The organism is Sanguibacter sp. TS_SC_8 (assembly GCF_055361235.1).
In genome coordinates this window covers 2,571,382-2,583,430 of record NZ_CM143955.1, presented here as the reverse complement: position 1 = coordinate 2,583,430, position 12,049 = coordinate 2,571,382, and the positions used below count along the sequence as shown (strand labels likewise).

Below are 12,049 nucleotides of genomic sequence, written 5' to 3'. Positions count from 1 at the left end.
CGTGGCGCCGCGGGGTGTTGCCTGATCATGCGTGCGTCTCCTCCAGCCGGCCCATGTCCGGTGTTTGTATATTCGCCAGGATGAGAATGGCACGTGGGGCTGACACAACGCCCGCCTCGGCCTGCGCTTTCGCGTTGTTGAGATCTGCGCAAACGGCCCAGAGCTGCACCTTGCGGCCCAGTCGGTGGGGGTGCTGCGTCCCTCTCGTGAACCCCGACTACGGAGCACGGTCCAGGCCGTACATCACGACCGGGCTTCGGTCTCGGCATCCGACTTACCCTTCAAGGTCTGGTGCGTACGCGTTGATGAGTGTGCGGGCGAGCTGCTCGCCTCGAACGGCCAGCGCGTCCAGGTTGTCGGCAGTCATCGCGGCGAAGTTTGTTGGGTAGGCGCGCACCCTGCTCTGTGGGACCAAGTCAGCCGGGGGTGCGGGAAGTCGGTCGTCGCGGGTCCCGAGATAGACATGAAGGAACCCCTTGAGCTCGGCATTTTGACCTGCCTGGTGGATCCGGCCACGGGCGGCGTCTTGAGACTTCGTGTGCGTGATGTCGAAACTCTGCGCGAGCCGGCCCGCCATGAAGCGAGCGGTCCTCCGGTCGCTCCGACCTCTGCCGGCGTCGACGGCGATGATGTAGTCGAGGTCGTAGACGTGCTGGCTGTACCTCGACGAGCGCCCGGGCAACACAGGAGCGAGCCCGAGATTGTCGTAGACACCACCGTCGGTCATCACGACAGCACGCCTGTACTTGGCACCGTCTGCCCCCCGGAAATCGTACTCACGGCGGAGCGCTGGAAGCAGAGCAGGGAACGCCGCCGACGCCGCCACCGCCTCTGCGACAGTCACCTCGTCGACAATCTGCCCATACGCGGAGCAGGAACTCACAGAGCTTCCGAACCTCACCGCGTTCCCCGAGGCCATGTCGGTGGCTGAGATCACCGTGTTCAGCCTCTGGTGAGTGACGTCCGAGACGTTCCTCTGGCCAAAGTCGCGAGCGCCGAGTGCCTCGACCAGCGCGTCCGTCCGTGAGTAGGAACGCCGACGCTCTGGCCCTAGCGCACGCAGAGCGCTCGTTGACGCACGCAACGCTGCTCGAGGGGACAACGCCCGACGGACGAGTTCGACCTGTAGCCCCTGACGGAGCAGGCTCACGACGGTATCGTCGAACTCGTCGAACGGCTCAGGTCCGTAGGCCCACATCGCGGTGAGGAGGCTGCCTCCGCTGATTCCGGAGACGACGTCTACGTGGCGGAGCAGGTCCCGATCATGAAGGGCCCGGAGGCACCCGAGGCCGAAGGCGGTAGCCCGAAATCCTCCGCCTGACAGTGCGAGGCCGATTTTCGGGGTCACTGGTTTCCGCCTCGGGGTGCGCGGTATGAATACCCTCCGGGAAACCATACGACCGCTGGATCGAGGTATGGCGCGGTCTTGGCGCCCTCGGGTCGCCGGGCGGCCGCGCGACTGACGACGCAGGCGTAGATGTCCGGCGGTATCCCGTCGTCGACCCATCGTCGCCATGTTGCGTTGTCACCACCGAGGATCAGCATCGTCGCCCGGCGGCCCGTCCCGTCGGGGGCGACGATGTCGGCCATGCCTGCTTCGTCGGTTGGGCTGGGCCAGGCGTGTCCGTAGGGGTGCGTGTGCCACATACCGATGAACCCGACCCGGTCGGCCGTGGACTTCCGGGTCTTCGCGACTATCTCTTGCGTCCCGTCCGTGCCGTGGTCGAAGTAGGCGGCCGAGAGGTGGCTGTCGGGGGAGGGGCCTGTGGCGGCGTCGACGTAAACGGTGTGCGTGGCATCGTCGATGCTGCCGAGAAGCATCCCTCCTGTCTCGACCCCGGCACCGCGTACCCGGTGTCCACGGCGTACTTCCGTGCGCATCTCGGCTAGCGCGCGAGCGCTGACACGGACCTCGTGCTCTCCGGTCTGGTCGGTCTGGACGAGATCTTCCTGCCAGGCCAGTGGTGCGGGCCGCACTCCCGTAGCGCCGGGTGTCAGGTCGTATCCGACGGCTACCATCCGCGGGCCTTCCGATGAGGAGACGGCCGTGATCGCAGCGGCGAATAGAGCCGACGCCAGAGCCGTAGCGTCTGTGGCCGATCCGGTGAATGTGGGGGACGAGCAGCCGGGCTCGGGGAAGAACAGTTCGGTCCTGGGCGGGTTGGGAAAGAGGTCGTCAGCGACCGTTTTCCATCCGGGTGGCGGGTTGGTCTCCGTGTCGATGGCGAGCCGGCGGAGGATGTCGTGGCCGCTCCCGGTCGCACCGCGCCTGGCGACAGTCGCGACGCCACGCTGGGCGGTGTGTCCGAACAGTGCGGTGATGGTTGTCGGCCATCGGTCGCGAACGGCGGCGCGCACAGCCTCGATGCGAGTCCGCACTCCGATGTCCGCCGTCGCGTCGACGATCAGGTCGTAGCCGAGCAGCGGGTCTGGGTCTGCAAGCGTTGCGGTGGTGACGTTCTGGCGGTCGTGGGTGACCGAAAGGTCGTGGCGGATCTTGGACAGTCGCTGCGCCAGGATCTCGGCCTTGCCATATCCGACATTCGCGTCGTCGTACGGCTGACGCACCAGGATTCCAGGCGTGATGATGCCCTTGTCGACGACGTGGAGCATCGAAACGCCGGCGCGGACGCAATGCTCGGCGATCGGCGCTCCGAGTGCTCCGGCTCCGAGGACCAGCACTTTCTTCCCCGAGAGCCACTGGGCGGGCGACCCCGAGTCGCGTCGACGGGTGACCTCAGGTCGAGCTTCGTGCACCACCATCCACCGGACCTTTGCGAATCCAAGCCAGTCGTCGGCGAGCTCTCTCACGCCAGCGGCGAGCTCGGCCTGCTCCACTGGGTCGACTCGGTCAAGAAGGCTAGTGATCTTGCTCCCCAGGTCGTCGAGGTGCCAAGCTGTGATGTGGGCGAGCGGGCGTCCGGGCTCGACCCGGCGGCCGGGGGTTCCGAGCAGCATCATCGCCGGGATGGACTCGTCACTGTCTGGGTCAGCGCCGGAGAACTTGTTGACCCGACGCGCATTGACGAGTGCGCGAAGGAGCTCCTCTCTCGAACATCCACGTTCATCCAGCGCAGCCGAGAGTTCCTCAGCAGTGTTGGGGTACTCCATGTCGAGGGTGTCGCTGATGAGCACCAACGGTGCGGCGAACAGAACCTGACCATGTTCATCGTGGGCATGCAGTTCATCGGCGAGATGCCGTTGGAGGACAGTCTCTTCGGTCAGCCACTCGAGAACATCGATGCGGCTGCCGCGCTTGGCGCACCACGCATACACGAGCCGGGTCCGCTTCGTGTGGTGTTCGGACCACGGCGCGAGGTCTCCGAGATCCGGGCGGATGACCACCCATCCGTTTTGGTAGGAGGCGTATGCGACGGGAGGGTGCAGTGGCTGGCCGTCCGGGTCGAGCTCTCCAGTGGCCGCCCGCTGGAGCCAGAGGTTGAGGCGCGAGATCAGTCCGCGCATACCGTCCGCGGGGTTCCACTCCACTGTGGGAGCTGCGTACAGGCACAGATGACCGCCCCACTGCACGTGCGGCGTCCCCGCCCAGCGACGGTGCGCAACCTCCACGCTCGGGTGTACGTACGGGAACGACGGGTCGACGAGGATCTCGAACCGCTCGCGATTGCGGACGCGAATGCCTGCGCCCGAGGTCGAGATCCCTGAGGTGTCGAGCGACACGGTGAACGTGACCCGCCCGGACTCGTCGGAGGTCTCGCTCAGCAGTTCGACGGCACCGCCGCTGACCTCCGCGAGCCCGGTGAGCTGGCGGCGTGCCAGCTCACTCAACGTCCGAACCCGACTGGGGTTGCCGGTGCGCTAGCTCCTCCACGGTCCGCCGCGACCGCCACATCGACGCGCTCCGGGCCAGTCGCCCGTGTTGACTCCGCCCGTGCAGCCGGTAGTGCTTTGGCCACCGCGACGGCGGAGGCGGTGACTGCTGCGAACCGGTGTCCGATGGCCATCAGGTTCAGCTCTGTCGCGGCCTCCTGCGCCGCATTCTTGACGAGGTCGCCGCGGAGGATGCGGGCACCGGCTGCATCGACACCGAACACGACAGGCATCGGGGCGCCCTCGTCGACCCAGGACATTGTGCAGATCACTTCGTCGACGAGTTCGGCGTACCGATCAGCGGCCATCTTGTGCGGAGGGTTGTGTCCGTCGACGTCCACGTCGGGGAACACGCCGCTGCTGCACACGACTGTGGCGCCGGGACGCGCATGTCGCTCGAAAGCGTTGAGCACGTCGTACTGGAGAACCTCCTCGCCATCGGCGTCCCTCTCGTACATCACCTTCTTGGAGCAATGGTGGGGGGCCAGCAGAACGTCCCACTGCAAGTACTGCGTTCGCTCGTAGTACTCGCTGTAGTCGAAGATCTTCATGATCGTGTCGTGCGCCAGGTCGCCGAACAGCAGCACCTTCCCGTCAACGCCGGTCTCGTCAGTAAGAGTGACCTGCATCGACAACGAAGTGTCGTTCCGTGCGGCGGCAGCGTCGTCCTTGAATGGGGCGTGGATGAATGCTTCGAACATGCCTGTGCGGTCGAAACCGTCCAGGAACGTCAACGACTGCCCTGGCCATGCCAGGTACTCGTCGGGCAGCTCGTCGTACGCGTGCGAACTGTGATCGGCGTCGTACCCGACCACGCGGATCCGGTCACCACTCTCCGGCGTGAGCCCCTTGCCCACAGCGACCATGGTCGCTTCGATGCGTCGTTCTGACTCCTCACGGAACGCGATCGCGTCCTTGCACAGCTCCGGGGCATCCTCGTCGTTGTACTCCCGCCACAGCCGCGGCGTCGACCACAACTCGCCGATCCGCACCTGGGCAAGCAGATCCGCAAAGCCGAGGCAGTGGTCCTTGTCGGCGTGCGTGAGCACGAACGTTGAAAGGTAGGGCATCCCGTCTACGACGGGAAGCGCTTCAACCAGCCGGTCCACGACCGCGACCTCCGGCTCGGCGTCGTCATCCGCCTTCGCCATATCGTGCAGATCGACCTGCAACACGACCAGGTCGTCGACGACTACCGTCGCGCTGTCACCGGTACCCACAGGCCAGAACACCACGCCACGGGCTGGGAGACCCTCAGACTCACTCATGCGACACCTTCCAGAGAGTTGGCTAGAACACGCTGAGCAGAGCCTAGATGCACCCACTGACATCCAACGTGAGGCGCGTCACCACCCGACTCGGGTCGCTAGAGTGCCTCTATGAACGAGTCGTGGGCGCGCGCGCAGTTGGCCAAGTTCCAAGAGACCTTGAGGGTTCAGTACACCCCACCCCCGGCTTACATGATGAGTACAGGCTCATGGCGTTTCGTACATCCGCTTGAGCAGGTTCAGCGAGAGGCGCAGACGGCAGAAAAGATCCTCGATCGCATTACTCCGACCTGGCGTTCCCTGCCATTTGACGACGACCTGCCGTGGAACCTCCACATGGTTGCGACCATCCGGGCACTCGCCGAGCTCGATGCGGCTGATGACGTTCGGCTGCACTTGGGTGAGGATGCGCCGGACTTGTCAGCAGCATCGTTGCACCCTTGGATTTGGGAGAGCTGCAGGTCATTGTGGGCGACCGGACACCTTCGCGAGGCGGTAACGGTAGCCGCTCGAGCCCTCAACGGCCAGGTGCAGTCCAAGGTGAATCGACGTGACGCCTCCGAGTGGAAGCTCATTGCGGATGTCTTCTCTGTCAAACCGCCGGAGGCCGGCAGGCCACGGCTTCGATTGATGGACGATGACGCGAGCGACACGTTCCGAAACCTCCACGAGGGCGCAGGCTTCTTCGCGAGGGGACTATTTCAAGCCATTCGGAATCCCGCCAACCACGACGAGCTTCCAGAACTTCCAGAGAACGAAGCGCTCGAGCAGTTGGCAGGAGGGACTGCTGCACGAATAGGTGACACCCCACTTGTGGTGCCTGTGGGCACTGCTGGGAGGATGTTGACCATGCCTAAAGCTCACCCCAAGGAGTTCCGCGACGACGTCGTGGCGATCGCCCGGCGCGGCGAGGCTCCGATCGCCCAGATCGCCAAGGACTTCGGAATCTCCGACTCGTGCCTGCGCAACTGGCTCCAAGCCGCGGACGTCGAGGCCGGCAAGCGCCCCGGCGTGACCGCGTCGGAGTCGGCCGAGCTGCGTGAAGCCAAGAAACGTGTCCGACTGCTCGAGCAGGAGAACGAGGTACTGCGCCGCGCGGCGGCGTACTTCGCCCAGGCGCATCTGCCGGGAAAATGAGCTACCCGCTCGTGACAGAGCTCGCCGGTGACGGGATCCCCGTCGCGGTGACGTGCCGGGTCCTCAAGCTCTCCAGAGCGCCGTACTACCGCTGGCTCGCGGCGCCGGTCACCGCCCTGGAACTACGTCAGGCCTACCTGGCGAACGCCCTCTTCGACGCCCACCGCGACGACCCGGAGTTCGGGCACCGCCTCCTGGCCGACGAAGCTAGCCTGGCCGGGCAGCGGGCGTGCGACCGGACCGTCTGGGCGATCTGCTCAGCCAACGGCTGGTGGAGCGCGTTCGGGAAGAAGCGCGGGAAGAACGGCAAGAAGCCGGGTCCGCCAGCCCACGACGACCTCGTCGAGCGCAAGTTCACCGCCAGCGGCCCCAACGAGCTGTGGCTGACTGATATCACCGAGCACGCCACCGGTGAGGGCAAGGTCTACCTCTGCGCGATCAAGGACGTCTACTCCAACCGGATCGTGGGTTACTCCATCAGCGACCGCATGGAAGCCTCTCTCGCGGTCGATGCCCTGCGCTCCGCGGTCCAGCGTCGGGGCGGTGACGTGGCCGGCTGCGTGGTGCACAGCGACCGCGGCAGCCAGTTCCGATCCCGGAAGTTCCTGCGCGAACTCACCCGCCACCACCTCATCGGATCCATGGGTCAGGTCGCCTCAGCCGGTGACAACGCAGCCATGGAATCCTTCTTCGCCTTGCTGCAGAAGAACGTCCCCGGCCGGCACCGCTGGACCACCCGGACCGAGCTGCGACTGGCGATCATCACCTGGATCGAACGCACCTACCACCGCCGCCGCAGGCAAGCCCGTCTCGGCCGGTTGACCCCCATCGAATACGAAGCCATCATGACCACTCAGGTCGCACTCGCCGCCTGAGACGAACTGTCACCTATTCGTGCAGCAGTCCCCTTGGTAAGGGCGCAGGCGTTTGGCGCGGAGGGAGCACGAGCCGTGACGACGCCGCGCTCGGGGTGATCGACATCGACAGGGATGACGGCCTTCCGGCCGCTGCCCGGACTGGTCGGCGACGAGCGCCAGTGACACCGAGGGGCACCCAGGCGAGCACGCACCGTTTCGCGAAGTCGACCCGGGCCTCGGTGACCAGGGGATCGGCGTCTGTCGTGGACCTGTGCCGGTGCTGGTTGCCAACAGTCCTGCAAGGTCAGGTCAGGCCGCCGCGCGCAGGGCGAGTGCGGCGGCGGCGACGTGCTCGGCGCCGGTGCGGTAGTACCTGGCCTGCACGACGCTGAGGTTCTCCCAGCCACCGATGGCCATGAGCGCGCCTTCGGGCAGGTGGAAGTGGTCGATCATGTCGCGAGCGAAGCGGTGGCGTAGGGAGTGCCACGTGCGGTGCATCTGCGTGACCTGTACTGCCTGGCGGGTGCTGGTGCCGCGGCGGGTGCGTTCCTCGGTGATGGTGACGTAGGCCCAGCCGGCGGCCTTCATAGCTGGAACGATGCACTTGGTGATCAGGCTGGACGGCCACCACATGCCGCCGGCGGGGGCGGGGAAGAGCAGCCCGTCCGGGTTGGTCCCGGCGGCCTGCTCGGCGCGGGCCTGGTCCGCGCGCTTCATCAGGGCGTCATCGAGCGGGTAGCCGTCGCGGGTGCGGGGGCTGACCGGGACGACGCGGCGTTTGCGGTGCTTGGGGTCGCAGCGGCGCCCGGGCAGGCTGGACCACTGCCAGTCCACGCGCACGTAGAGCGTGCCGTCGTCGCCGCGCTCCAGGTCGCCGTGGCTGAGCTGGAACTGTTCGCCTTCGCGCAGGCCCGTGCCCACTGCGGTGTGCACCGCGAGCTCTCCCCAGCGGAACCGGTCCTGCAGTGCACTGGCCAGGGTGAGCACCTCGGCCCGGGGGGGGCAGTCTTCCTCCCCGACGTAGTCAGCGGCCTGGCCCTGGCGCCGGGCCAGGCGCGGTCGGGCCGGGCGTGGGGTGGGCTGAGCGTAGCGGGGCGCGCGGGCGGAGGCGTTGGTGGCTGGCAGCAGGGCGACCTGCTCCGGGGTGAGTGCGCCCTGCTCCTCGCACCAGCGCAGGAAGGTGCGCACGACGGACGTCATCTGGTGGACGCCGGAGTCGGTGCCGCAGGCGGTGCGCATGTGGTCGATGACCTTCCGGTCCAGGGACCACGCCGGCAGAGCGGCGACGTCCTGGACGGCCCGGCACAGGCTCTGGCGGACCTGGGCGTGCTGGGTGGGTTGCCAGTCCTTACCGGTGAGGCGGCCCTGCGGGGTGCGCCGGCGTCGGCGCGGGGTGGAGACGTACGCGGCGGCGAGGTCGCCCAGGGTGCGGTGGCCAGCTTCGCCATGCTGGCGGGACAGGTCGGTGTCGAGGGTCTGGGCCAGCGCGAGGGCGGCGGCCGGGTCGCGGCCGGCGCTGCGCTGGCGGCGGTGGCCGTCGGGGTCGGTGAACGTGAGGCGGAAGTACGCGCGGGCGGGGGTCGGGGGGTACAAGGTGACGCGCCCGGCTCCCACCAGGCGCCCGGGAGCAGTCATCGGGCTCGCCCCCCGGTGGTGGGCAGGGCGTGGATCGCGGCCCAGGCCGCCGCAACAGGATCCGATGGAGGGGCAGGGGCCGACAGGCCGCGTGGGGTGGCGGCGGGCGGCGCGGAAGACATGGCGGCCGCGCCTGGGCGCAGCCGGGGCGGCTGTGGCGACGCCGGGGAGGCGGTTGGCGCCGCGGGCGCCTCAGCGGCGCGTGGCACGGCGGTGGGCGGCGCGGTGGCGCGGTCGGCGAAGTGGGTCAGCACGTGCTCGCGGACCCAGTACAGCCGGGCGGTGGGGGAGGCGGTGAGGCGGAACGGGGTGGGGAAGCCGGCTGCGGTGATCGCGGTGCGGGTGGCCCGCTCGCCCAGACGCAGCGCGCGGGCCAGGTGCTCGATCGTCCACAGCGGGTCGGTGAGCTCGACCGGGGGCAGGGGCGTGACGCGTGGGTGCATGCCCGGCACCGTCCGGGTGGGGCTCCCGCGGGGCAGTCGCCGCACCGTGCTGTGGCAAACCTGTGGCAAAAGCGAAGCACCCCGGCCGCCACAAGGGGCGGCCGGGGTGCCATCACTGCAGGTCAGCGGCTCACGGCTGGTGCCGTGACCGGCGACGATCACATGTCGTAGTACAGCGCGAACTCGTGCGGGTGCGGGCGCAGGCGGATCGGGTCGATCTCCTGGGTGCGCTTGTAGTCGATCCACGTCTCGATGAGGTCGGGGGTGAAGACGTCCCCGACGGTGAGGAAGTCGTGGTCGGCCTCGAGGGCGGAGAGGGCCTCCTCGAGGGAGGCCGGGACCTGCTGGATCGCGGCGTGCTCCTCGGGGGGGAGCTCGTAGAGGTCCTTGTCGACCGGCTCCGGGGGCTCGATCCGGTTCTTGATCCCGTCGATGCCGGCGAGGAGCTGGGCCGAGAACGCGAGGTAGGGGTTCGCCGTCGGGTCCGGCACGCGGAACTCGATGCGCTTGGCCTTGGGGTTGTTCCCGGTGACCGGGATACGGATGCACGCAGAACGGTTGCGGGCGGAGTAGACGAGGTTGACCGGGGCCTCGTAGCCCGGGACCAGACGGTGGTAGGAGTTCACCGACGGGTTGGTGAAGGCGAGCAGCGCGGGGGCGTGCTTGAGCAGGCCACCGATGTACCAGCGCGCCATGTCGGAGAGCCCGCCGTAGCCCTTCTCGTCGTAGAACAGCGGCACGCCGTCCTTCCACAGGGACTGGTGGGAGTGCATGCCCGAGCCGTTGTCGCCGAAGAGCGGCTTCGGCATGAAGGTGGCCGACTTGCCGGCTTCCCAGGCGACGTTCTTGATGACGTACTTGAACTTCATGAGGTCGTCCGCAGCGGCGGTCAGCGTCGAGAAGCGGTAGTTGATCTCCTGCTGGCCGGCGGTGCCCACCTCGTGGTGCGCGCGCTCGACGTCGAGGCCGACCTGACCGAGGACCGCGCACATCTCGTCGCGCAGGTCAGCCATCTGGTCGTTGGGGGAGACGGGGAAGTAGCCACCCTTGTACGGCGTCTTGTAGCCGAGGTTGCCGCCCTCTTCCTCGCGGCCGGAGTTCCAGGCCGCTTCCTTGGAGTCGAGGAAGTAGTAGCTCGAGTGCTGGTTCGTCTGGTAGCGGACGCTGTCGAAGATGTAGAACTCGGCCTCGGGGGCGAAGAACGCCGTGTCGGCGATGCCCGTGCTGCGCAGGTAGGCCTCGGCCTTGAACGCTACGTTGCGGGGGTCGCGGGAGTAGGCCTCGTCGGTGAACGGGTCGACGATCGAGAAGTTCACGATGAGCGTCTTGCGCTTGCGGAACGGGTCGATGTACGCGGTCGTGACGTCCGGGATGAGCTTCATGTCGGACTCGTGGATGGCCTGGAATCCGCGGATCGAGGATCCGTCGAACATCATGCCGTCGGTGAAGGCTGAAGCTTCGAACTGCGAGATGGGGATGTTGAAGTGCTGCATCACACCCGGCAGATCGCAGAACCGGACGTCGACGAACTCGACGCTCTCGTCCTGGGTGAAGGCGATTGCCTCCTCGGCGTTCTTGAACATCCGCTACTCCTTGGTCGGTGTCGCCCTAGTCCCGGGCACTGTCAAATCTAGAGGGGCCGGGTTTCCCACCGGTGTTCCCCATGTTTCGTCGATGTTACGAAGCACGTCCGGGTGTGACGTTCTGATGTCGGGACGCGCCATGACTAGCCTCGACCATACTGCGATGGACGCCCCCGGGGCACGTATTGTTGACGGGTGGCATCACGTGACGAGGTTGGATCCTGGCTCGAAGGCGCACCTCAGGGGGGTGGCAGCTACCGCGGGCAGCGGCTCGGGCTGCCCGCCCGCGGCCCGGGGTCGTTCGCTCCGACGGGTCGGCGGATCGCGGCGCTGGCCTTCGACTGGCTGATCGCCAGCGTGGTGAGCTTCGCGTTCTTCGACTATCACCCGATGGCCACCCTGGCCATCTTCGCGGTGGAGACCTTCGTGCTCGTCTCGAGCCTGGGGTACACGATCGGCCACCGGATCTTCGGTCTCCGCGTCCGTCCCGAGGCCGGCGGCGTCCCCGTGGTCGGCCTCCTTCGCGGGGCGATCCGCACCGTCCTGCTGTGCCTGGTCATCCCGGCCGTCATCTGGGACGGCGACGGCCGCGGCATGCACGACCGCGCGGCCAGCACGGTCATCGTCCGGCTCTGACCCCGGGCTTGCGCCACACGAGCGAGTAGCGCCAGTAGAGCCGACGTCGGATCACCGCTCCGGGCGTGATCGTCGACGCCGCACGACGCAGCTCGTCGTGGGTCTCCTCGGGCTCGGCGACGGGCGCTCCGTGCTCCCACAGCGAGGGGTGACGCCGGCTGCTGAGCAGGATGCCGAGCAGGCGCGCGAGGTCCCAGGCGGCATCCACGGGCTGGGTGGACCGGCGGGTGAGACCGACGACCAGGAGGCTCCCGCCGGGCGCGGTGAGCTCGGCGAGGCGGCTGAGGCCGGCCTCGAGACCGAGGTGGTGCAGCGCCGCGTAGCAGGTCACCAGATCGAAGCGGGCGCCCAGATCCAGGTCCATGACGTCGCCCAGCAGGTATCCCACGGTCTCGGACGGGCGCGCGGCCGTCGCCAGGTCGATCTGGTCGGCGTCCACGTCGACGCCGACGACCCTGGAGACCCCGGCCGCGTGCAGCTGGCGCGTCAGCAGCCCTTCCCCGCACCCGACGTCCAGGGCGGAGCGGGTCGTGGGCGTCACGAGCCGCAGCGCGTCGGGGTGGTAGTGGGTGTTGTGGTTCCAGAGCGGGTCGTCACGGCGCGGGGACATAGGCAGATACTAGTCGAAAACGCTATTGCCGTCGATAACGCACAAGTCC

The 12,049-nt window shown here is 67.6% G+C and carries 9 protein-coding genes and 1 pseudogene; 3 read left to right on the top strand and 7 right to left on the bottom strand.

Going from position 1 to position 12,049, the window contains the following annotated elements; genetic code table 11:
- Window positions 1-274: 274 nt before the first annotated feature.
- The 3 genes from ACWA15_RS11750 to ACWA15_RS11740 are packed head-to-tail and all read right to left on the bottom strand — an operon-like array spanning window position 275 to window position 5,099.
- Entirely contained in the window at window positions 275-1,348 is a 1,074-nt protein-coding gene (locus ACWA15_RS11750; RefSeq protein WP_464055446.1) for a patatin-like phospholipase family protein, read from the bottom strand.
- The gene (locus ACWA15_RS11745; RefSeq protein ID WP_464055445.1) at window positions 1,345-3,789 is read right to left on the bottom strand and encodes a ThiF family adenylyltransferase; all 2,445 of its coding nucleotides are present in this window, start codon (window positions 3,787-3,789) and stop codon (window positions 1,345-1,347) included. Before ACWA15_RS11745 ends, ACWA15_RS11750 begins: the two co-directional genes overlap by 4 nt.
- Window positions 3,786-5,099 carry a ComEC/Rec2 family competence protein gene (locus ACWA15_RS11740; RefSeq protein ID WP_464055443.1) on the bottom strand — a complete coding sequence of 438 codons (1,314 nt, stop codon included), beginning with the start codon at window positions 5,097-5,099 and terminating at the stop codon, window positions 3,786-3,788. The genes ACWA15_RS11745 and ACWA15_RS11740 overlap by 4 nt, the downstream gene beginning before the upstream one ends.
- Window positions 5,100-5,210: 111 nt before the next feature.
- Here ACWA15_RS11740 and ACWA15_RS11735 point away from each other — a divergent pair.
- Both ACWA15_RS11735 and ACWA15_RS11730 read left to right on the top strand, forming a co-directional pair.
- Window positions 5,211-5,816, top strand: a pseudogene (locus tag ACWA15_RS11735) (TIGR02391 family protein); the annotation flags it as partial.
- A 132-nt stretch (window positions 5,817-5,948) separates the two neighbouring features.
- Window positions 5,949-7,111, top strand: a protein-coding gene (locus ACWA15_RS11730) for an IS3 family transposase (RefSeq protein WP_464059491.1) whose coding sequence is annotated in 2 segments (ribosomal slippage) — window positions 5,949-6,227 and window positions 6,230-7,111 — 1,161 coding nt in all. Because the reading frame shifts where the segments join, the coding sequence is not laid out codon by codon here.
- 291 nt (window positions 7,112-7,402) lie between these two features.
- Here ACWA15_RS11730 and ACWA15_RS11725 read toward each other — a convergent pair.
- The 3 genes from ACWA15_RS11725 to glnA form a co-directional block, all read right to left on the bottom strand.
- Window positions 7,403-8,728, bottom strand: coding sequence for a hypothetical protein (locus ACWA15_RS11725; RefSeq protein ID WP_464055442.1), 1,326 nt, complete (start codon window positions 8,726-8,728; stop codon window positions 7,403-7,405).
- A complete protein-coding gene (locus ACWA15_RS11720; protein ID WP_464055440.1) occupies window positions 8,725-9,171 on the bottom strand; it encodes a hypothetical protein in 447 nt (148 codons plus the stop codon). Before ACWA15_RS11720 ends, ACWA15_RS11725 begins: the two co-directional genes overlap by 4 nt.
- A 158-nt stretch (window positions 9,172-9,329) precedes the next feature.
- Window positions 9,330-10,754: a type I glutamate--ammonia ligase gene (glnA, locus tag ACWA15_RS11715; protein WP_464055439.1), complete on the bottom strand. Its 1,425-nt coding sequence runs from the start codon at window positions 10,752-10,754 to the stop codon at window positions 9,330-9,332.
- A 195-nt stretch (window positions 10,755-10,949) separates the two neighbouring features.
- Here glnA and ACWA15_RS11710 point away from each other — a divergent pair, with 195 nt between their 5' ends.
- The gene (locus tag ACWA15_RS11710) at window positions 10,950-11,390 is read left to right on the top strand and encodes an RDD family protein (RefSeq protein WP_464055437.1); all 441 of its coding nucleotides are present in this window, start codon (window positions 10,950-10,952) and stop codon (window positions 11,388-11,390) included.
- On the opposite strand, the gene ACWA15_RS11705 is transcribed toward ACWA15_RS11710, so the two are convergent.
- Window positions 11,374-12,000, bottom strand: a complete 627-nt coding sequence (locus tag ACWA15_RS11705; RefSeq protein WP_464055435.1) for a class I SAM-dependent methyltransferase — start codon at window positions 11,998-12,000, stop codon at window positions 11,374-11,376. The genes ACWA15_RS11710 and ACWA15_RS11705 overlap by 17 nt on opposite strands.
- Window positions 12,001-12,049 lie beyond the last annotated feature (49 nt).

What these genes read in the sequence shown, in the direction of transcription:
- ACWA15_RS11740 (WP_464055443.1), bottom strand. Translation starts at nt 5,099, where the DNA reads ATGAGTGAGTCTGAGGGTCTCCCAGCCCGTGGCGTGGTGTTCTGGCCT.
- ACWA15_RS11725 (WP_464055442.1), bottom strand. Translation starts at nt 8,728, where the DNA reads ATGACTGCTCCCGGGCGCCTGGTGGGAGCCGGGCGCGTCACCTTGTAC.
- ACWA15_RS11720 (WP_464055440.1), bottom strand. Translation starts at nt 9,171, where the DNA reads ATGCACCCACGCGTCACGCCCCTGCCCCCGGTCGAGCTCACCGACCCG.
- glnA (WP_464055439.1), bottom strand. Translation starts at nt 10,754, where the DNA reads ATGTTCAAGAACGCCGAGGAGGCAATCGCCTTCACCCAGGACGAGAGC.
- ACWA15_RS11705 (WP_464055435.1), bottom strand. Translation starts at nt 12,000, where the DNA reads ATGTCCCCGCGCCGTGACGACCCGCTCTGGAACCACAACACCCACTAC.